Raw genomic sequence first — 19,792 nt, forward strand, 5'->3', positions numbered from 1 at the left:
ACGAAGGTCACAATCGATCCTGGGCCTGGTCGATTGGGACAGGGAGGTGTAACGATGGCCGGACAGAGGCGCTTGCTTGCGCAGCTGAAGTCCCCAAACCCGCAAAAGGCGCCATCTATGCACTCCCGCCCAACATCTCGCCAGTCCGACACTCAGATTATTCTGGGAACGTGGACCGACGAAGAAATCGAGCGGTACGAGGCGGCTCGTGGCGCGCTGGAAGCGCTGATAATCCAATGTGACGCTCGCGCAAATAATGCAGCCGGCGACGCAGAGCATGCACAGTGGAGCGCAAAGCACGCGGCCTACGTTGACCTCTTGCAGAATTTTGAAACGCTGAGCGAGCCGCAGCTCCAAGAGATCATGGATGAAGCGCAAATTTTGCGGGGCGATGGCCATGGACAAGCCGGAGAGAATAGCAGCTTCACAGCCTGAGGAAGACATCGATAGCATCTTCGATGAAAAGGTGAAGCCCAGCCTTCAGGGCCGGAAACCCACAGGCAGGAAACCCCGTGTAATTTTTCTCGCAGGGCAGCCCGCTTCCCTTAAAAGCACCACCGAGCGAGACCTAAAGCGCAGCGCGGAATACCAAGACGCTGTAATTATCGACGGCGACAAGTGGCGTGTTCATCACCCCAGCCACACGCCTTGGAATATCACCGACGACACCTCTGCTGCTTCGAAGGAGCAGCCGGTGATCGGGGCGTGGGTAGACCGGGCGGTAAGGTACGTGGCCGAATGCGGCTTCGATGCGATTGTCAGCGCAACGCTGAAGGACCCCGCGCAGGCAGCGAAGAAAATTAAGCCATTCGCCGCGCACAACTACGAGATCGTCGTTGCATTCACGGCAGTCCATGGTGCATACAGCAAGCTCTCGGTGATTCTCCGCTATATCAATGATAAGGCTCAAACCGGCTTTGGCCGCTATGTCCCAGCAACGGTCCATGATCAGGCCTATAGTGGCGTCCTGGATACCGCCCGCACACTGGATGACGGCATCGACGTTGATTTGGAGGTCCGCGTCTACCGCCGAGAGCGCGGGCTTACCAAACTCGTATACGACGACACTATTCGAGATTCCCACTGGAGAAAGGGCGGGCATCATGTCGCCGTCTGGAGGGCAATCCAAGAGCAGCAAGAGATTCATTGGAACGATAGTCTTGGTGATTTCAGATCCTGCGCAACACGCGTAATGCAAGCCCAAGGGACCCTGAGCGAGGACCTCCAGAAACATACGAAGGAGTCCTTTGCTGACCTCGCCACCAAGTATCAAAGCATTTGCCTCGGTCTCCATTGATGCGCGGCACGTAGCAAATTGCATGGATGGTCTCCAGTCTTCGCCAGGGGTCAAGAGCCCCGTGACTATCAGGTCCGGCGCCCTACATTGGGCGAGGGTCCCCCGAGGACTCGTAGGGGCAGCGCCGATCGAGGTGGACGCCTGACCTGGGGACCACACAGCCTGCACGCCTCCGAACAACACAAGCTCATCGAGACCTCGCGACACGTCCCTCGTGCCCGTTGAGCTGTGGGAACCCTTAACTCGCCGAACTGGGGGTCCAGTGATCTGAGTGGCGCTCCCCATCTGGCCCGACGGTGATGACCTGCCGCCCCGGCTGCTGTGAGTGCGTCGACTTGGACTTGAATCACGTCGGCGCACATCCGAGTGGTCAGGTTCCAGACCTACACGGAGAAGTCGTCGCCGGCCGTGACGACGACAGGACGCCCATTCATCGCCGTACCCGCCACTGCCCTGACCCGGTGCGGTGTGGCCGGTCAGCGGCTCGCCCGCCGAGGCGCCGGCGGTCAAGTCCCTGCGCATGTGTTCGCACCGCGGGCCAGTCCCCCCGCCAAGCTGCCGTAGCAAGGCCACCGCCAGCGCACGAGGCAGCACCTCAACGGCAGAAGACTCGATTAGGCAGAAATGTCCCAGGCGTAGCTTCGGCAATGCCATCATGTCTCGCATGCTTCGGTCTTCTAGCCCTTCTGCAACGAGTCCCGTTCCGAAAGACGCCCATCGGACACTGGGGCTCTGGTCGATTCGTCGTGCGCTCTCCATCTCCGTCTTGGCTTCCGTCGCCCTGCTGGCTGGTAGCTGGTTCGCAATTTCGTGGCTCCTCGGCACTCCACTTCGAATACATGCCAAGGCCACAACCGCGTCAGATGAGCTTGACATCCTAAAACTCGTCCTGGCTATCGTTGCGGGAGCTGGCGCCTTGGTCGCACTTGTGACCGCATATCGCCGACAGAGACTAGAGGAAATTGCCAGCGAGCGCGCCGAGCGCATTCAGGCACACGCCCAGCTCATCGCCCAGGAAAATATTCACGACGCGACCGAACGAAGGATCACAGAGCTCTACAGCAAAGCCGTTGAACAACTTGGGCACAGCAAAGCAGCCGTGCGACTCGGAGGCCTGTATTCGCTCGAGCGACTGGGGCAGCAGAATGAAACGCATCGGCAAGTAATCGTCGAGGTAATATGCGCATACTTGCGCATGCCCTACACGCCGCCGAAGAGTTTTCTGGATCCAGATTCACCCGACCAAGAGAATTCACTTGAGTCGGAGGCATCTCAGGAGCGAGAGGTTCGCCGAGCAGCCCAGGATATCCTGGCGAAGCACTTGCGCAAGTACACCCTTGGCTACAGGATCCGGCGGAGTAGCGACGAGCCGCCGGCATCGGAACAGTACTGGCCTGGAGTCGAATTGAACCTCCAATCAGCCGTTCTCATTGATGCAGATTTCACCGAATGCCATTTCGGCGATTCTTCCTTTGATGGCTGCAAATTCCTTGGCCAGACAAGGTTCTCCGGAGCGACGTTCAATGGAGCTACGACATTTGGTGGCGCAAAATTCAGTGGCTGGGCAGGGTTCGACGGAACAGAGTTCTATGACTACGTCGCCCTGCATGATCTAACGTTCGCAAGCGTAGCCGACTTCAGGAATTCTGCCTTTCATCGTCAATTCAGCCTAGTGCGAGCACGATTCCAGGGGAACACTTGGTTCTCCAATGCACTATTCTACGCAGACATCAGGTTCATTGACCGCAGATTCCCGCAAAGCAATTCTGAATTCTCGCATTCCATAGACCTCAGCGGGGCTCAAATGCTGGACGCATCGGAAGACTGCATGCTGCCCAGCGCTTGGCGAATGCAACCCAATGGCACTGGAGGGGAAATGGTTACTGACATGAAAACGTCCAGGTATGCGCCCGCAAAAAACGTTCGTCCGCCCTATCCAAGGGAAGGCTGTACTCCAGATCCCCAATGGGTCAGATGAGACATCGATTCGAAGGCGTTGTCAGCGGTGCCTGCCGACAACGCTGAGGGGTTAGTCGACTGGGACCACACGCGGTGCACGCGACCACACACAAGGCGGCTCACCGATCGCAGCGCTCCGAGAGCTCGTGGGCGGACGCGCCTTCGGCGGGGCGAATCAGACACCGCCGGTGCGTCTGGCGGAGACGCCAGCGATGAAGTGACCTCCAGGTGGGTCGGTCCCCTGTGCCAGGCGAGCGCCGTGATTGAGGTGTGCGCCTGGTGGCACTGGCGACCGGGGCGGACCCCATTGCCGGTCGACTGATCTACGGGCCGGCGCCTATCGAGAGGCGCACCCCAGGGACCACTTGGGGACCACATCTCCGACACGCGGCCGAACGTAACAAGCTCACCGGACTCCGTGATACTCCATCGTGCCTGCTGAGCTGCGGAAACCTTCAACTCGGCAAAGTGGGAGGCAAGTCGGGCGCAGTCACACACGGACCGAGGAACCGCCGGCACGGCGCCATGCCCAAGCCGAGCGTCAGTCATCGCTCGTAAGATCCCAGCATGAATGGGGTGGGCATAGAGACTCTGACCGCTGGGACGAGCGGCCAAGCCTGGTCGTTTCTCGTCACAGGCGAGGAACGGCAGTTCATGGGGAACGCTGGCTACGACGACGTGGTGGAGAAGTCCTACAGCTACGACTCCACCGTCGCGAATCACCGTCGAGTCGCGCAGGGCGATCTGATCGTTGTTCGCAACGGCCGGGAAGCCCTGGGGGCGGGCCACATCGAGGAGTTGGAGGTACTGCCCAACCAGTCCAAGATCCGTAGCCGCTGTCCGCACTGTGGCAGCACGAGCTTCAAGGAGCGGACGACCGAGCTGCCTCGGTACAAGTGCAGCCCCTGCAAGACCGCGTTTGACGTGGCCAATGTTGAGACCATCGAAGTCACCGGTTACCGAGCGCACTACGGCGGAAGTTGGCAGGCTCTGGAAGGCTGCCTGGACAAGGTACAGCTGGCTGAATTGAGCCTCAGCAAGTCCGACCAGCACTCGATCAAGGCCATGGACCACGAGGAGCTGATGGCTGCTCTGGCCATTCGCGGCGTCCGCCTTCCTGACGATGGGCGAGAGACACCGCGCGAGCGGCGGCACCCCAGAGAGCTACCCGGCGGCCGGCGGCGATCCATGGCCGCGGCGCGGAGGGGCCAGGACGCGTTTCGGCGCGCGCTCGTGGGTCAGTACGGAATGGTCTGTGCCGTCACAGGTCCAGCCCCGGCCGAGGTGCTTGAAGCCGCCCACCTCCGTCCATTCGCTGTGACCGAGCAGCACCGGGTCGAGGAAGGCCTCATGCTGCGGGCGGACATTCACCGGCTCCTGGACAACGGCCTGCTGACCATCAGCCCCGAACTTGTGGTCAGCGTCGCCCCCAGCCTCCGCGGATATGCCGAGTACATTGCGCTCCACGGTACGAGGCTGCTCATTCCCGAGGAGGCCGTCGTGGACCGCTCGGCGCTCCGGGAGCACTTCGAGGCGACCACAGCCACTTGGTAGCCGTCCACCGCGTGCCATTAGCGTGCCAGGACGGCGGGCGTCCAGCAGGGACCGGCGGGTAGTCACGGGGACACGGGCGGCTTCCGTGCAGGTCAGAGATTCGCAGGTCAGCCCAGATCCGACCCGGGAAGGCTTACAAAGCAGATGTCGGCGGTTCGAATCCGTCTGTGCCCACCAGCTCTGAACAGCAACGGAGCCCCACACCATGATCGGCGTGAGGCTCCGCGTGCCACCTACGTGCTACTTGGGGGCGGCTGACCGGCCTCCGTGGCTTCTTTGATCATCTGCCCCAGCTTGTCCGCGATGACGCGATCCCGGCCGGCGGTCATGTGCTGATAGATCAACAGCCCGGGTGCTGCTGTGACCCATCCGGGTCATGAGCTCCCGAGTGCTGGCGCCGGCGTTCGACGCGGGGGTGTTCCCCGTCTGGCGGAGATCGTGGAAGTGCACCTCTTCGCTGATCTTCGCCTTCTTCCGATCCCGTTCCCACACCTCGTGGAAGTTGCTCCGCCGAAACTGCCCGCCCAGGGCGCCCGTGAAAACGTGGGACACGGGGCCGGGAGCCACGAAGTGCTCCAGGCGCGCGGTCATGCTCGGCAGCAGTTCCACCGTCTCCGCCGCCGTGCGCCCGGCGGCAGGCGGCAGGTGGCCCGCCGCAACGACGAGCCACCCAAGTACGAACCCCCGCAAGGGGGCGGTCGCTGACGCGATCAACAGCCCTTCTGCTCCGGTTGGCCACAGACCGGGCAGTCGTATTCGTCGACTGAGTCCACGCCGACCTGGTGACCGCAGTAATCGCATGGCCGTACGCACTGCTCGTCAGACGTGCCGACGACTGGCTCATCGTTCATGCTGGCCAGAGCGAGGCGCTGGCCGATGTACAGCACAGAAGAACAGCAACTGTGTCGACCGCAGCCGACCGGCCCTGACCCTGACTGCATGGATGACCTGGACGGGAGACCTCAGCGACCGAACTGCCGGTAGTCCTCAGCGAGGGGGGTCAGAGTGCGCGGCCGGCACAGACAGGCTGCACTCTTGGCCATCGACGAAGCCTGGTCGTCGGTTAGGTCCCGAGCATGACTATCGGGCCGCCCCCGGACAGAACCAGGGATGCAGCTGCACTACAGAGCTGGATGCCTCGTTGCCGACCGCGCACCTGGACGGTATCGAGTACGACTGACACCCAGGAGCCGCAGGCATGCCCCTGTGCGCCCGTAGGGGCTGGGAACGCGGACAGCAGGCGATGGGCTGGCTAAAGCTCCTCTACCGACAGCGGGAACTCCCACTCGGGCAGCCACTGGACGTTCTGCTCCGGCGATAGCGCGTGGGAGATCCACGCCGGCAGGCTGAGCTCCGTCTCGTACCACTCGACCCATTGCCGGCACCACGCAGCCACGCGCCACCCTCCCGAGCGCTGCACCAGGAAAAGCTGGTCCGCATCCACGGTGTTCCCCCAGATCAGCATGCCTCCTGGGGAGGGCAGCAGGGGGTCCGGGATTCGCCTGTTGCGTATGATCTGCGGCCCGAAGTCTTGGTGCACATCCAGGAGTGCCCCGGGGTGGTGGATGGCCAAGAAGCCCTCGATCATGAGCCCGCCGTAAGCGTTCAGGAAGTCTCGGGCATCGTCCGGAACGGTGGCTGACAGGTCGGCTTCGATCTCGCTCCAGATGGAGTCCGAGTCCGGGTCGAGTGCAAGCGGATCTCCCAGGATCGAACGAAGGTCGTCGAGCGATGACATGAAGCCCTCCGAAGCATCTGCGCGTCGCCGAGCGTACAGCGCCAGAACCGCGCCAGACGGGGCGGGACGGGAGGGAGAGCCCGGGGGAGCCACCGGGACCCAGGTTGCCGGCCTGCGCTGACTCGGGCCGAGTTGGGGGGGCGTTCCTGGTGTCTCATTCGCTGAGGCTGTGCTGCCGTGGGGCTCGGGAATGAACGCCAATGAGATGGCGTGGCTCATGACGGATGAGGATCCGGACATGTGGCCTGTCGTCGCGTGCAGACGGCACGTGAGCTACGGCGAATCACACTGGGCTATGTTCGACTGCGGCATGGTCCAGTTCATCACTCGCATGATGCTCGGCCAGTTCGACGATTGCCCCCTCGGGAATGCCTCGCTGTGGAAGCGAACGGCACCGTTCGTCAGCTGGCGCGAACAGCGGCGACGCATGGTCGCGGGACTGGATCCGATGACAGGCGAGCCGGACCCTTACGCAGACATGTTCCCCATCACCGACGATTGATCGCAGGCCCGTCCAAACAGTCATGACATGCAGCCGGTTCAGTGTGAGCAGCGCACGGCAGATGTACCGCACGGAGGTACAGCAACCGTGTCGACCGCAGCCGACCGATCCCAACCCCGGAAACGTCATTGACCAGGACGGGAGACCTCAGCGACCGAACTGCCGGTACTTCGCATCGAGGGGGTCAGCGTTGCTGCTCCCCAACCGGAGCGGTCCTGCGGATATCCCGTGGACGCTCACTCAGGGGCCTGTCTAACTTCGCAGCATGGAGCAGGAGCACCCCCTAGTACGCGACGTCTTCCCGGAACTCATCAGTGAGCTGATGGCACTCTTGGAGGACGAAGGGGAACGCGAACTGTCAATCTGCGCATGGGATCTGCGCTTGTTCGGCGAGTGCGGCTGCCGTGACGACTTCTGTCAGAGCATCCGGACTTCGGACCATCCACAGGGACAGCCGTACGGAGCTGGCCACCGGTGTGTTCCCCTGTCCCCCTCCACGGGCATGCTGATCCTGGATGTCGTGGATCATCGCATCGTGTACGTGGAGGTTCTCCAGCGGCCCACCATGTGTCGGCAAGACCTCAAGTCCTGAGGTTGCCCCGGGCGCGTGCCAGAACCGTGCCAGGACGGCGGGCGCCCAGCGGGTAATCGCGGGAACCCGCACTGTGAGAGCGCAGCTCAGAGGGTCGCAGGTCAGACGGGAAGCAGATGTCGGCGGTTCAAATCCGTCTGTGCCCACCATCCCTTGAGTACGGCGGAGCGTGAGGCGCCGAGTCCCACTCGCGTGCCGGAGGGACCTGTCCGGAGCTCAGCCCTGGTCCGCGGGCGCGGCGTGGCGTTCGTGGAGTTGACGGCCGAACAGGGCGCCTGCGTAGAAGACGAATCCGACGCCGATGAGCCAGGTTTCCACGACCAGGACGATGCCGACGCCGCCGTAGGACTCGGCGTTGCTGACGATCATCGGGTCGAAGACGTAGGCCGAGAAGATCCGCAGGCCGCCCAGCCCCACGAGGGTGGCCAGGGCGCCGGGGAGGAGGGCGCGCCAGGTGATGCGGCCGCCGAGGAGGAAGCGTTGGCCCCACCAGAAGAACAGCGTGCCTGAGGCTCCGAGCAGGGCGATCCGTTCGAGGGCTTCCAGGTAGCCGTGGCGGAGCCACACGCCGCTCTCCACCTCGGCGGAGAGGTAGAGGGTGAGGACGACCAGCCAGATGGCCTGGCGCCAGATCCGGCGCCAAGTGGATGGTCGGAGCTGCCAGACGTTCTCGTAGACCGCCTGGACCTCGGCCGCGAAGGCGATGCCGAAGAGGGCGAGGAGGGCCAGGCCCAGGGCGCCCGTGGTGGTCGCCACCTGGTGTTGACCCGCGAACAGTTGCTCGAGAGGCGTGGCGCTGTGGGCGCTCAGGTCCATGCCGTCGGCGAGCCAGTCGGAGAAGCCGCGCTCCCGGAAGGGGTCGATGGCGGCGACCACGAGCAGCAGCGGGAGGAGGGTGACCAATCCCTGGGCTGCGAAGATCATGGACCGCCGCATCAGGTCCAGTTCGCTGACCGCTCGCAGGAAGCGGCCCAGCATGCCGCCGCGGAGGCGGGTGAGCCGCCTGCGTGTCCAGCTCTGCCCGCCAGGCGGCTCGTCACCGGAGTTCTGGGGCACGTCAGAGTCATCAGCCATGCGGCACGCCTCCGGGGACTGTCCTGCTGCCCCGGCAACCCTTTCAGTTGAGCGCCCGGCAGCGGGGAATGCCACGCCGGTGTCTGCCCCGGACCGCGCCCGTCAGCGGCGGGAGCGGAAGGGTTCGCCGCGGGCGAGGCGGCGGAGGCGGGCGAGGGCGGTGGCGCGGCGGTGGCGCAGGGTGCTGCCGCGGTCCAGTTCCTCCATCAGGCGGGTGGTGCGGTGTTCCAGGTCGAGCTCGTCGAGGATGCGGTCGACCTCGGCCAGGAGCGCGCCGTGGAGCTGCCAGGCGAGGGGGTGGTCCTGGACCTGCCGCAGCAGGAGTGCGGCCACGTGGTCGCGGCTGGCCCAAGCGGCGTGCAGTTCGGCGGCGAGGCGTTCCTCCGCGCCCTCCGCGTCGCGGCTGACCTGCGTGGTCACCAGGACGCCGAAGCTGACGAGCGCGCCGCCGAGGTGTCCCAGCACGTCGCGCAGGCCCGCGGCGATCTCGGTGTCGAAGAGGGGTTCGTCGTGGCTGCGCCGCTTGGCGAGGTCCGTCAGCGAACGGGCGATGACCCGCACGACCACGACGCAGATCTCCAGCGTGTCGAGCCCGGTGCGGAGCACTACGCGGGAGAGCAGCGGTTCGCTGATGCGCGGGTTCAGACGGAGGCTGTCCTCCGCCTGGCGGAGGGCGGCGTCGACCTCGGCGATGTACTGGTCCAGGCGTCGCGCCTCGTGCAGCCGCTCCGCCGCGCGGGCGACGGGGATCGGGCTGTCCAGCTCCTCCCCCAGCCGCAGCAGCAGCTGACGGACCCGGCGTGCGAGGTCCTCGAGCGACTCCCCCGCGCTCTCCACCCACACCGGCGGGGCGAGGAACAGGTTGAAGGCCAGCCCGACGCCGGCTCCGATCAGGGTCTCCAGCACACGGTCCCACGCCTGGGAGGTGAGCTGGGTGACCCCGAGTACGAGCATCGCGCTGATCGCGACTTCCTGGACGAACTCGCCCACCCGGATGAACTGGCCCAACGTCAGCGCGGCCAGGATGATCAGGCCGAGGCTCCACCAGGAGAGCCCCACGACGGAGCTGAAGCCGATGGCGAGGACCACCCCGGCGACCACGGAGACGACCCGTCGGACGCTCGTCGTCAGCGTCGAGTAGAGGGTCACCTGGACGACGAGGAGCGTCGTGAGCGGGGCGGTGAGCGGCGCCGGCTGATTGCTCAGCTGCTCCGCGACCGCGTAGGACAGCGTCGCCGCGACGGTGGCCCGCAGCGTCTGGACTACGACGGGGTCACGACGGGCTCGGCTCAGCGCACTCGGGATGCCGGACACCCCCTACGTATGCCCCGGACGTGCGGACCGATCCCGCCGACGACCCGTCCGGAGGCGTGGGCGGCCCCGGGCAGGATGAGGGAGAGCAGGGAACGGGAAGGGACGGGCCCCGCCGGGAAGAGGCGAGTCGAACCGGCGGGGCCCCACGGAAGCCCGCGCGGACATCCCTGGAGCGCGGACCTCGGAATGACATCGTGCCCGCACGGCCGGGCGGATACGACGCGACGCGGCACGGTTCACGCGTCCGCCACAACATCCACTCCACTCCCTGAGGGACGGCTGGGACTGGGGTGTGTCGAGCGCGTGTCGAGCGCGAGAGGGGGCAGGCGCGGCTCGAAGTGCCCGAGAAGTCGAGGACCGAGTGCCGAGTGCCGAGGCCCGGGGCCCGGAGCGCGAGCAACCGCGAGCGTGCGGGCCGTGCGGGCGACCGCGGTCTCGCGAAGCGAAGGGAGCGCGCCATGACGTGCGCCATGACCTCCGTCCCCACCCTTGCCGAGCCCGGCGAAGCGCCGCTGCCACCACGGCCGAACGAGCCCGTTCCGCCGCCCGCTCCCGAGGAGCCGACGACGCCGGACCCGCCCAGGCCGCCAGGCTCCCCGGACTCGCCCGTGCCTGATCAGCCCCCTGGCCGGTCCGAGCCGTCCGCACCCCGGCCCCGCGAGCCCGGCGTGCCGAACCCGGAGGAACCACCCGACTGAGGCTGACTCGCCCGCGGGCGGGACGGTTTGCGGTCGGGGGTCGCCGGTTAGACGCGCCGACATCCGATGCCGAGCGGCGGCACCGGCAGGCGGGTCGCAGCCCCGGAACGCGGCCGCCTTGGAGGGAGGGATGGTGTCGATGGGACACCAGAAGCCGAAACTTCCCGGCTCAGTGAGCTGGGCCTGGTCGTGGCAGGACCGTGCGGCGTGCGCCCGCTTCGATCCGCGCTTGTTCTTCCACCCGACCGGCGAACGAGGCGAGGGCTCCCGGGCGAGGGAGCAGGCCGCGAAGCAGGTCTGCTCCACGTGCCCGGTGCTCGAAGCATGCCGGGCGTACGCGCTGGCCGTTCGGGAGCCCTACGGGGTCTGGGGCGGTCTCACCGAGGAAGAACGCGCCGATCTGCTGCGCCACCGCAGGCGCGCGGCGCGGGCGGCCTGAGGAAGGGCAGGCCAGGGATTGGCGAGGGGTTGGCGAAGGGCCGACCGACTGAACCGACTGAGAGGCTGAACCGACTGACAGGCTGAACGGACGGAGAGGCCGGGTCGACAGGGCTGTAAGTCGACAACGCAAGGCGGTCGGCCACCAGGGCTCGTCACGGCTCGCGCCCCCAGCGGCGTTGTTCGTTCATCCTTCGCCGGATGACCGTCAGATCCACCAGCGCCACCAGCGCGAACACCGCGCAGACAGCGGCCGTGGCGATGTCGAACCCCACGTCGGCGGCGGGATTCACCACGGCGAGGAAGCCGAAGAGGCCCGCGCCAGCGACGAAGAGGACCGCGAACACCCGGGCGAGGAGGCGGCGTGCGCGGAGGTCGCTGCGCGCCCAGCGAGCCTCCTCGCCGGTGTGCCGCCAGCGACGCGCCGCCGCCTGCGAGCGGCGGTCGGCCATGCGCAGCCGCCACGCCCGCACGGGGTGGGGGTGGTGGACGACGGCGGGCGGCATGAGCGGGGCCTCCGAGCGGGGGACGAGTGCGGGGGACGCGTGCGGGGCGAGGACGAGTGACCCGTGAGGGAGGGTCGTTCGGGGCAGGTTCGGCGGGTGTGTGCGTTATTCCCCCGCTTCGCCCGTTTCCACCACCGGGACCCCGCGTCAACCGTCGATGTGGCGGTCCGGCTGAAGGTCGAGGTAGCGGGCCCAGCAGGCTTGGCAGACCTCCTCCGGCGGCACCTCGTCCAGGTCCGCGAGGGAGAGCGCCTGGCCGTCTTCCGGCCCGAGCGCCCGACCGCACAGCGCGCTGCGCGGATCCCGGTCCCGCCACACCACGTGCCAGGGGTCCACGCCGCTGCGCGGTTCGCCGACGGCGCTGTGCGGTCCGGCGCCGGGCGTCGAGCGGAGGTCCGGGCGGGCATTCACGTGTGCATCCGTGCTGGCGTCGAGGCGCACACCCGAACGGGCATCCGCCCGGGTGTCGCGGTGGCGGCGTACGAAGAGGGGCAGCGCCACCCAGCACAGCCCGAACCACGTCAGTACCAGGCCGGCGACGAGCCACGCGCCCCAGCCGAGTCCGGCGACCCGCATGAGCAGCAGCAGGGCGCAGCCGATCGCCAGCGCGAGCAGAGTCACGCCCAGGCCGACGAGGCGGCTGACGGCGCGCACCATCCGGGGCTTGACGTGCTGCCCGGCGAGGATGCGGTGGTAGGTGACCGGGGCGATCAGCGTGCCGGTGGCGACCGCGCCGAGGACGACGACCGTCTCGTAGAGGGACCGGTCGAAGCCGTGGAGCCGGGCGAAGCGGTCCGTGAAGGCGACGGACAGCAGGAACCCGAACATGATCTGGGCGCCGGTCTGGGCGATGCGGACCTCCTGGACGAGGTCCGTCCAGCGGCGGTCCGCCGACTCCTCGACGCTCTCGTGTCGGCCTCCTGGCCGCCTGGTCATCGCCGCTCTCCGCTCTCTGCACTCGGCACTCGGCACTCGGCACTCCGCTCGGCCCCTGCTCGCGCATAACCGGCCGGGGTGCCTGCAAACCCGTGGCCCACCCGAGTGGCAGCCCCGACTGGCAGCCCGGTGGATTCGGATGATTCGGTTTCATCGGACTTGGATGATTTCTGCTGCTTCCTATGCGTTCGCGTCGGTTTCGCCAGGTTGCTGCGGGTAGACGACGGTTATGGTGACCATCGGTGTCGAGGAGGAGTACCTGCTGCTCGACTCCGTGACCGGCCTGCCGACGGCGGAGTGCCCGCGCGTGCGGCCCGTCGCCTCGGCGCTGCCCGGCGTGGCCGCCGGGGAGGTCGGTCCGGAGCTGCTGAAGGCTCAGATCGAGATCTCCACGCCCGTGTGCGACACCGTCGACGAGGTCGGCTCGCAGCTGTGCCGGCTGCGGGCGGCGGTACGGACCGCGGCGCGGAAGGTGGGGTGCGATGTCGCGGCGACCGGTGCCGCGCCCACGCGCGGCGACGCCGTCGTACCGGTGTCGGACGGCGCCCGCTACGCCGCGATGCGTTCCCGGGCGCGGGTGCTCGTCGACGAGCAGCTGATCACCGGCATGCACGTGCACGTCGGGGTGCCCGACCGCGAGTGCGCGGTGGCCGTCGTGACGCGGCTGCGGCCCTGGCTGCCGGTGCTGGCGGCGATGGGTGCCAACTCCCCGCTGTGGGACGGCCGGGACACCGGGTACGCGAGCTGGCGCACGCTGCATTTCGGCCGGTGGCCGGTGAGCGGGCCTCCGCCCGCCTTCGCGGACGCCGCGGCGTACGAACGGCGGGTCCGGAGCCTCCTGCGCGCGGGCGTCATCGCCGACCGGCGGCAGCTCTACTGGCACGCACGGCCGTCGGAGCGCTATCCGACCGTCGAGGTCCGGGTCCTCGACGTGCAGCCGAGTCCGTGCGACGCGGTGCTGTACGTGGGCTTGATCCGCGCGCTCGTCGTCCGGGCCCTGCACGACGCACGCGACGGCGTGCCGCCGCCCGTGGACGCCCCCGAGCTGCTGGCCGCCAACACCTGGTGGGCGGCCCGGTACGGGCTCACCGGGACGCTGTACGACCCGCGCGGCGGGCGGCAGCGCGAGGCCGGGGCCGTGGTGGGCGAGCTCGTGGAGCGCGTCGCCCCCGCCCTCGCCGAAGCCGGCGACCGCGCGACGGTCGAGCGGGGTGTCGAACGGCTGCTGCGCATCGGCACCCCTGCCGAACGGCAGCGCGCCGTCTTCGAGGACCACGGCATGCCCGGCGTCCTCAAGATGATCACGTGTGACTGGTGAGCGGGCCGACCGGAACCCACCCGGACCGGAACTCCACCCGAACCCGAAGCACCCCACCAGCCGAGGGACCAGCCGAACCGAAGCACCAGCCGAGGGCGAGAGCCCCGGGCGTGGTCGACACCATGCCGGAGGCGACGCTGGAGGCGGTCGACGACCACGGGAGCGTGCCGGTGTCCGACCTGCGCCAGGGCTACGACGAGGCGCACAGGGTCCTGCGCGACCTGGCCGCCGTCGGAGTGTCGTACGACGACGTCGTCCGGGTGCTCGAGGAGGAGGGCGTCGCGAAGTTCGAAGCCGGCCGGGACGAACTGAGCCGTGCGCTCGCCCTGCGCTCGCCGTGCGCCCCGACGCCCCGGGGCTGGAGGGGGTGGAGGGGGTCCGGCGCGACCGCGCCGCCTGATCCCCGTTCGTTCCCTCATCCGCTCGGCACCGAGGAGATGGACGAGGCCCCGGCCGTCCCCCCACGGTCGGGGCCTCCATCGCTCGCTCATGTCGAGTGATCGGCTCATCCTGCCGAGTCGGGCGCGCGACGGAGTACCGCTGTCTGGAGGGAGTCCCCCCGCCAACCAGGGGCTTCGCTGCCGCCCGGGCCGGTCGCGCGCTACCGGTGGTCGGGGTCGGGTGAGAGGATGTGCGACATGCCTCGCTATGACTACCGCTGCCGCACCTGCGGCGCCACGTTCGAGCTGAACCGGCCGATGTCGCAGGCCAACGCGCCCACGGTGTGCCCGACCGGCCACGACGACGTCGTGAAGCTGATGTCGATGGTCGCGGTGACCGGCACCGCGGGCGCGGGCGGCGGCGCGCCGCAGGCCGCCGGTGGCGGCGGCGGTTGCTGCGGAGGCGGTTGCTGCGGCTGACCGGGGGTAGCCGCCGCGTGGAACGAGCCCGACGGGCGGGTTTCCACGCGGCCTCCCGGGTGTTGCACGGGGTCGGGACGGGTCGGACGATGGAAGCCGGAACGCCGTCACCGCCCACGCGCACCCCAGGGAGGCGGCCATGAAACTCCAGGATCACTTGCCGGTGGACCACCGGCTGGGCCAGGTCTACCGGTACAGCGCCGGGGCCATCGGCCTGTTCCTGATCGTCTTCGGCATCCTCGGCTTCACCAACAACGTCGGGTTCTTCTCCACGACCGGCGACCACGTCGCGGGTATGACCAGCAACGGCGCGCTGAGTCTGCTCTCGGTGCTGTTCGGCGCCCTGCTGGTGGGCGGCGCGGCGGTCGGCGGGAACTTCGCGTCGACGCTCAACATCGCCGTGGGCATCCTCTTCATCATCAGCGGCTGGGTGAACCTCGGGCTGATCGACGGTCCGAACAACATCCTGAACTTCCGCATGCGGAACATCATCTTCAGCTTCGCGGTCGGGTTGGCCCTACTGCTCTTCGGCATGTACGGGCGGGTGACGCTGCACCTGCCGAGCGACAACCCCTACTGGCGCAACCGGCACCCCGAGGCCGCCAAGGCGAACCCGCTCCCGCCGCGTGCGCTGCCGCACGGCTGACGGGTCGCCCGAAGGTCGACGGCCGGTTCCGCCGCCGCGCGTGGGTACGGCAGGATGAGGGGCATGACCGAGGTCATGCCCAAGGGCTCCAACGCGCAGCTCCCCGCCGAAGCGGCGGCGGTTCGGGTGGTGCTGCGCTGGCAGCTGCTGCCCGGCACGCCGGACGTGGACGTGTCGGCCCTGCTGCTGACCGCTTCGGGCCGCGTCCGCGAGGACGCCGACTTCGTCTTCTACAACCAGCCGCGGCACCCCAGCGGGCTGGTCCGCCACCGGGCCAAGGCGCGACGGCCCGGCGAGGCCAGCGACACCCTCGACGTGGACCTGGACCGGCTGCCGGGCTGGGTGGACCGCGTCGTGCTCGGCGCCAGCGTCGGCGACGGCCAGGACTTCGCCGCCGTCGGCGGCCTGCAACTGCTGCTCTTCGACATCGCGGGCGGCCCCGGAGCGGCCGCGCTGACCCGGTTCGACCTCTTCGAGGTGCGCGGATGCGCCGCGCTGCTCTGCGGCGAGCTCTACCGGCGCTCGGGCGGGTGGAAGTTCCGCGCCATCGGCCACGGCTACCCGTCGGGTCTGGGCGGTCTGGCGCAGGACTTCGGCGTCACCGTCGAGGAGGAGGACGAGGAGCCGGAGGCTCCCGTCGAGCAACCGGTCCCGCCGACGCCTCCGGCGTTGCCGCCGGTAGCCTCGGTGCCGCCGGTGCCGCCGGTGCAGCAGGAGCCCTCGCTGGAGCAGCTGCTGCCGGAGCCGGACGGGTTCCAGTTGCCCCCGCAGGGTCCGCAGTTCCTGCACCCGTGACGCGCGGGTGCCACGTCAGGCCACGGCGGCGCCACGCGGCGCGGCGACAAGCCGGCGCGCCTCACGCTCCCGCCGGCTTGAATCCGCGCTGCCACTGCAGGCCCCACCCGTAGAGCCGGTCCAGCTCCGCCTGGAAGCCGTAGACGTAGCGGACCTCACGGGTGATCAGGAACTCTCCCCCGCCCTTGTTCTCCATCAGCATCACCGCGCACGAGCGGGCCTGCGCCGCCCGCTCGTCCAGGCGGACCTCGATGCGCGGGCCGGACGTCGGGAAGAGCGTCACGACGGCGTGGGTGCGGTCGAAGGCGGGGGTGTCGTCGTAGATGTAGACGAAGATGAGCAGCCGCTTGAACTGCTCGCGCTTGTCCATATCGATGTACATCATCTCGCCGGTCGGCGCGCCCGAGCGGTCGTCGCGGCTGAGCCGGATGAACGGGGCGTGCTGCAGGTCGCCCATGTACGGGCCGAGCGGCTGGATCACACCCTTGCTGCCGTCCGTCATCTCGTACAGGCAGCCCAGGTCGAGGTCGACGGCCAGTGGTTCGGTCCCGGACTGACCGAGAGTCACCGGTCGGAACGGGTTCGGGTTCAGCAGGGCCCGCACCTGCTCCCGGGCGCTCTTGCGGGGGGCCTCGAACTCGCGGGCGGTCCAGTGCAGATTGACCTGCATCGTGCCGGAAAGCGCACCTTGTTCGGTGAGGGAGTAGGTGCGGCGCTTGCGGTCCAGAGTGATCCGCTCGATGCCGGCATCCAGACCACGGTCGGCCCTGCGCAGCAGGTCCAACAGTCCGGCCATTCCAACCGCCCCCTCAATCCACCCGGTTCACCTGCGGGTATACCCGCAGGACCGCACCGCATGCGGGGCAGGGTAGGCGGTCGGCGGGTAATTGACGGGTCTTGACACGACCCGGTCGATAACACAGCTTGCTCACGCGTACGATACGGAGTCTCCTGCCACACACCCAAGCCGAGGCGTCCCCGTATGAACCTCTCCTCCATACAACTGGTCTGGCTGGTCGTCGGATGCGCTCTAGCGCTCGTCGTCCTCGTCGTCATGAGCCTGCTGCGCACGAAGAAGCCCAAGCACGCCGCCACCGAGGACTCCTGGGAGCGCAGCGAGGAGCGTCGCCGCCGCAAGGAGGCCGTCTACGGGGCCGCGTCCTATGTACTGCTGTTCGTCTGCGCCGCCGTGGCCGCCGCGCTCTCCTTCCACGGCCTGGTCGGCTTCGGCCGCCAGAACCTGGGCCTGAGCGGCGGTTGGGAGTACCTGGTTCCGTTCGGCCTGGACGGCGCGGCCATGTTCTGTTCCGTCCTCGCGGTGCGCGAGGCCAGCCACGGTGACGCCGCGACCGGTTCGCGTCTGCTGGTGTGGCTCTTCGCCGGCGCGTCCGCCTGGTTCAACTTCGTGCACGCGCCGCGCGGCGGCGACCACAACGGCGCGCCGCAGTTCTTCGCGGGCATGTCCCTCTCCGCCGCCGTCCTCTTCGACCGCGCCCTGAAGCAGACGCGTCGCGCCGCGCTGCGCGAGCAGGGCCTGGTCCCGCGTCCGCTGCCGCAGATCCGCATGGTCCGCTGGCTGCGCGCGCCCGTCGAGACCTACAAGGCGTGGTCGCTGATGCTGCTGGAGAACGTGCGCAGCCTGGACGAGGCGGTCGACGAGGTCCGTGAGGACAAGCGCCAGCGCGAGGCGGCAGCCGCCGCCCAGCGCAGCGCGGACCGGCGCGAGCGGGCGGAGCTGAAGGCGATAGCGCGTTCGGCGCCGATCAAGGAGCTGACGACGCTGGACGCCTCGGCCACCGCCGAGGGCTCGGCGGCCTCCGCGTTGGAGCCGGCCGCGCCGCGCGGCGTCCTGCCGCGCCGCCGCAGCGCGAGCGCCCTGACGGGTGCCGCGCAGGCGTCGGGCGGCCGCGAGGAGGACGAGGACTCGACGATGTCGCGGCTCGACTCGCTGGACCGCAAGCTGAAGGACCTCGAGCAGCAGTTCGGCTGAGCCTTCGGGCGGCCACCTCGACGGGATCCGGGGCCGGGTCCGCGGTCGGACTGGGACGATTGCGCCCGGTTCGCCCCGGACCCGGCCCTGAGCCGTCTGTGCAGGTCCCGGGCTCCCCGGCTGACGTGCCTGGCCAGACCGTACAGTGTTGACCATGCTCGCCACCCCGTCCGGCCCCTCGGGGCCCGCCGTGCCGTCCGGCCCGTCCAAGCCGGCGACCTCCGCAACACTGCGCGAGATCAATCTCCGCACGGTCTTCGACATGATCCGCGCGCAGGCGCCCATCTCCCGCGCCGAGGTGGCCCGGCAGACCGGGATCTCCAAACCCACGGTCTCCGCGCTGCTCCAGGACCTGCTGGACCTGGGCCTGGTCACCGAGACGGAACGCGACGAGCAGAACTCCGGCCCCACCTACGGCGCGCTCTTCTTCGCCCCGCGCCCCCAGGCGGCGCACGTGCTGGCGCTCGACGTCGGCGCGCGCCGCCTGCGCGGCGCGGTCGCCGATCTGGAGGGCCGCCAACTCGCCCGCGAGGACGCCGACGTGGCCGGGCTGGACGCTCCGCGCATCGTCGAGGCCGCGGCGACACTGGCCCGGCGGCTCCGCGAGAGCGCCGGAATCCGGCCCGACCTGATCCAGCACGCCGCGATCGGCGTGCCCGGCGTGGTGGACCTGCGCGAGGGCCGCATCTGGCAGGCGCTCAACATCCCCGCGCTGGACGGCTTCCCGGCCCGCGAGCGGTTCGGCGAGGCGCTCGGCTGCCCGGTCACGCTCGAGAACGACATCCACCTGGCCGCCCTGGGCGAGCAGCGGTCCGGACGGGGCCGGGACGCGGCGAGCTTCTGCTTCCTCTCCGTCGGCACCGGCGTGGGCGCGGGACTGGTCCTGCGCGGCGAACTGCACCGCGGCTTCGCGGGGGCGGCCGGGGAGTTGGACAACGTCTTCGCCGAGGACGAGATCGAGCGCAAGGACCCCTGCGCGGGGGCGCTGCTGCGGTGCGCGGCACGGCTCTTCCCGTCCGGCTCGGCGCCGGCCTCCACGGAGGAGCTGTTCGCGCTGGCACGCTCGGGCGACGAGGCCGCGGTCGCCGCGGTCGACGAGGAGGCCCGGCGCATCGCCGGCTACCTCGCCCCGGTGGCGGCGGTGGTCGACGTCGAACTCGCCATCCTGGGCGGCGGCATCGGCCTCAACGCGGACCTGCTGCTGGACCGTGTCACGGAGCGCCTCGCCTCCCGGGTCCCCTACCCGCCGCGGGTCGAGGTCTCCACGCTGGGCGAGGCGGCGGTCCTCACGGGCGCGATCGCGGTGGCGACGCGCGAGGCGCTGGAGCAGATCCTCGCGCCCCGCTTCACCGCAGGCCACCGCCGCCCCTGAGGCTGCCGCCTCAGGAGTGCTCACCCCGGGCGAGCCCTGCCCGCTGCTCGGTTCTCGGCCCGCGCCCAAGGGACGGCCCCGCGGGGCGCCCCGGCCTGGCGCGGCTTCGCGGACACCCGGCAGGCACTCCGACCGCCCCGGGCGGTCGTTGCTCCCCCGCAGGAAGCGGCGGTGCCTGAGACGCGGCAACGCCCGACCTCGGG

At 68.8% G+C, this 19,792-nt stretch carries 21 protein-coding genes; 14 read left to right on the plus strand and 7 right to left on the minus strand.

From position 1 onward, the window contains the following. Window positions 1-54 precede the first annotated feature (54 nt). From TR50_RS45430 to TR50_RS11810, 4 genes are all read left to right on the plus strand, one after another. Window positions 55-435 carry a hypothetical protein gene (locus TR50_RS45430; RefSeq protein WP_152648362.1) on the plus strand — a complete coding sequence of 127 codons (381 nt, stop codon included), beginning with the start codon at window positions 55-57 and terminating at the stop codon, window positions 433-435. Beyond that, entirely contained in the window at window positions 398-1,297 is a 900-nt protein-coding gene (locus TR50_RS44085; RefSeq protein WP_160311105.1) for a zeta toxin family protein, read from the plus strand. Before TR50_RS45430 ends, TR50_RS44085 begins: the two co-directional genes overlap by 38 nt. A 766-nt stretch (window positions 1,298-2,063) precedes the next feature. Then, on the plus strand, window positions 2,064-3,275 hold the full coding sequence (locus TR50_RS44090; RefSeq protein WP_160311106.1) for a pentapeptide repeat-containing protein: 1,212 nt from the start codon (window positions 2,064-2,066) through the stop codon (window positions 3,273-3,275). A 548-nt stretch (window positions 3,276-3,823) separates the two neighbouring features. Beyond that, window positions 3,824-4,810 (plus strand): HNH endonuclease, encoded by a 987-nt coding sequence (locus tag TR50_RS11810; protein ID WP_042419052.1) that lies wholly within the window; start codon window positions 3,824-3,826, stop codon window positions 4,808-4,810. Between the two features lie 240 nt (window positions 4,811-5,050). On the opposite strand, the gene TR50_RS50080 is transcribed toward TR50_RS11810, so the two are convergent. Then, window positions 5,051-5,611, minus strand: coding sequence for a tyrosine-type recombinase/integrase (locus TR50_RS50080; RefSeq protein WP_084700147.1), 561 nt, complete (start codon window positions 5,609-5,611; stop codon window positions 5,051-5,053). A gap of 451 nt (window positions 5,612-6,062) precedes the next feature. Then, window positions 6,063-6,548, minus strand: a complete 486-nt coding sequence (locus tag TR50_RS11815) for a hypothetical protein (protein WP_042419062.1) — start codon at window positions 6,546-6,548, stop codon at window positions 6,063-6,065. Between the two features lie 190 nt (window positions 6,549-6,738). Between TR50_RS11815 and TR50_RS11820 the strand changes: the two genes are divergently transcribed. Further along, a complete protein-coding gene (locus TR50_RS11820) occupies window positions 6,739-7,050 on the plus strand; it encodes a hypothetical protein (protein ID WP_174514828.1) in 312 nt (103 codons plus the stop codon). 265 nt (window positions 7,051-7,315) lie between these two features. Beyond that, entirely contained in the window at window positions 7,316-7,642 is a 327-nt protein-coding gene (locus tag TR50_RS11825; RefSeq protein WP_042419065.1) for a hypothetical protein, read from the plus strand. 216 nt (window positions 7,643-7,858) lie between these two features. Here the strand turns inward: TR50_RS11825 and TR50_RS11830 are convergent, their stop codons facing one another. Then, on the minus strand, window positions 7,859-8,716 hold the full coding sequence (locus TR50_RS11830) for a YhjD/YihY/BrkB family envelope integrity protein (protein WP_236654383.1): 858 nt from the start codon (window positions 8,714-8,716) through the stop codon (window positions 7,859-7,861). Window positions 8,717-8,818: 102 nt separating this feature from the next. Then, window positions 8,819-10,030, minus strand: coding sequence for an FUSC family protein (locus tag TR50_RS11835; RefSeq protein WP_042419071.1), 1,212 nt, complete (start codon window positions 10,028-10,030; stop codon window positions 8,819-8,821). An 837-nt stretch (window positions 10,031-10,867) separates the two neighbouring features. Between TR50_RS11835 and TR50_RS11845 the strand changes: the two genes are divergently transcribed. Next, window positions 10,868-11,167, plus strand: a complete 300-nt coding sequence (locus TR50_RS11845; protein WP_042419437.1) for a WhiB family transcriptional regulator — start codon at window positions 10,868-10,870, stop codon at window positions 11,165-11,167. A gap of 154 nt (window positions 11,168-11,321) precedes the next feature. On the opposite strand, the gene TR50_RS11850 is transcribed toward TR50_RS11845, so the two are convergent. Further along, a complete protein-coding gene (locus TR50_RS11850; protein WP_042419076.1) occupies window positions 11,322-11,672 on the minus strand; it encodes a DUF6343 family protein in 351 nt (116 codons plus the stop codon). Window positions 11,673-11,819: 147 nt separating this feature from the next. After that, entirely contained in the window at window positions 11,820-12,608 is a 789-nt protein-coding gene (locus TR50_RS47890) for a DUF6328 family protein (protein ID WP_052440932.1), read from the minus strand. A gap of 229 nt (window positions 12,609-12,837) precedes the next feature. Between TR50_RS47890 and TR50_RS11860 the strand changes: the two genes are divergently transcribed. From TR50_RS11860 to TR50_RS11880, 5 genes are all read left to right on the plus strand, one after another. Beyond that, the gene (locus TR50_RS11860) at window positions 12,838-13,926 is read left to right on the plus strand and encodes a carboxylate-amine ligase (protein WP_042419079.1); all 1,089 of its coding nucleotides are present in this window, start codon (window positions 12,838-12,840) and stop codon (window positions 13,924-13,926) included. Window positions 13,927-14,036: 110 nt separating this feature from the next. After that, window positions 14,037-14,426 carry a transaldolase family protein gene (locus TR50_RS11865; protein WP_042419083.1) on the plus strand — a complete coding sequence of 130 codons (390 nt, stop codon included), beginning with the start codon at window positions 14,037-14,039 and terminating at the stop codon, window positions 14,424-14,426. Window positions 14,427-14,564: 138 nt separating this feature from the next. Beyond that, entirely contained in the window at window positions 14,565-14,786 is a 222-nt protein-coding gene (locus TR50_RS11870) for an FmdB family zinc ribbon protein (protein WP_042419086.1), read from the plus strand. Window positions 14,787-14,925: 139 nt separating this feature from the next. Next, on the plus strand, window positions 14,926-15,432 hold the full coding sequence (locus TR50_RS11875; protein ID WP_042419089.1) for a DUF4383 domain-containing protein: 507 nt from the start codon (window positions 14,926-14,928) through the stop codon (window positions 15,430-15,432). A 63-nt stretch (window positions 15,433-15,495) separates the two neighbouring features. Beyond that, on the plus strand, window positions 15,496-16,227 hold the full coding sequence (locus tag TR50_RS11880; protein WP_042419092.1) for a TerD family protein: 732 nt from the start codon (window positions 15,496-15,498) through the stop codon (window positions 16,225-16,227). A 61-nt stretch (window positions 16,228-16,288) separates the two neighbouring features. Here the strand turns inward: TR50_RS11880 and TR50_RS11885 are convergent, their stop codons facing one another. Next, the gene (locus tag TR50_RS11885) at window positions 16,289-17,023 is read right to left on the minus strand and encodes a Tellurium resistance (RefSeq protein WP_052440933.1); all 735 of its coding nucleotides are present in this window, start codon (window positions 17,021-17,023) and stop codon (window positions 16,289-16,291) included. Between the two features lie 186 nt (window positions 17,024-17,209). Here TR50_RS11885 and TR50_RS11890 point away from each other — a divergent pair, with 186 nt between their 5' ends. After that, window positions 17,210-18,217, plus strand: a complete 1,008-nt coding sequence (locus TR50_RS11890; RefSeq protein ID WP_042419095.1) for a DUF2637 domain-containing protein — start codon at window positions 17,210-17,212, stop codon at window positions 18,215-18,217. A 154-nt stretch (window positions 18,218-18,371) separates the two neighbouring features. Then, window positions 18,372-19,589 carry an ROK family protein gene (locus TR50_RS11895; protein ID WP_052440934.1) on the plus strand — a complete coding sequence of 406 codons (1,218 nt, stop codon included), beginning with the start codon at window positions 18,372-18,374 and terminating at the stop codon, window positions 19,587-19,589. The last annotated feature ends 203 nt before the right edge of the window (window positions 19,590-19,792 follow it).

It is taken from the genome of Streptacidiphilus anmyonensis (assembly GCF_000787855.1).
Classification (GTDB): domain Bacteria; phylum Actinomycetota; class Actinomycetes; order Streptomycetales; family Streptomycetaceae; genus Streptacidiphilus; species Streptacidiphilus anmyonensis.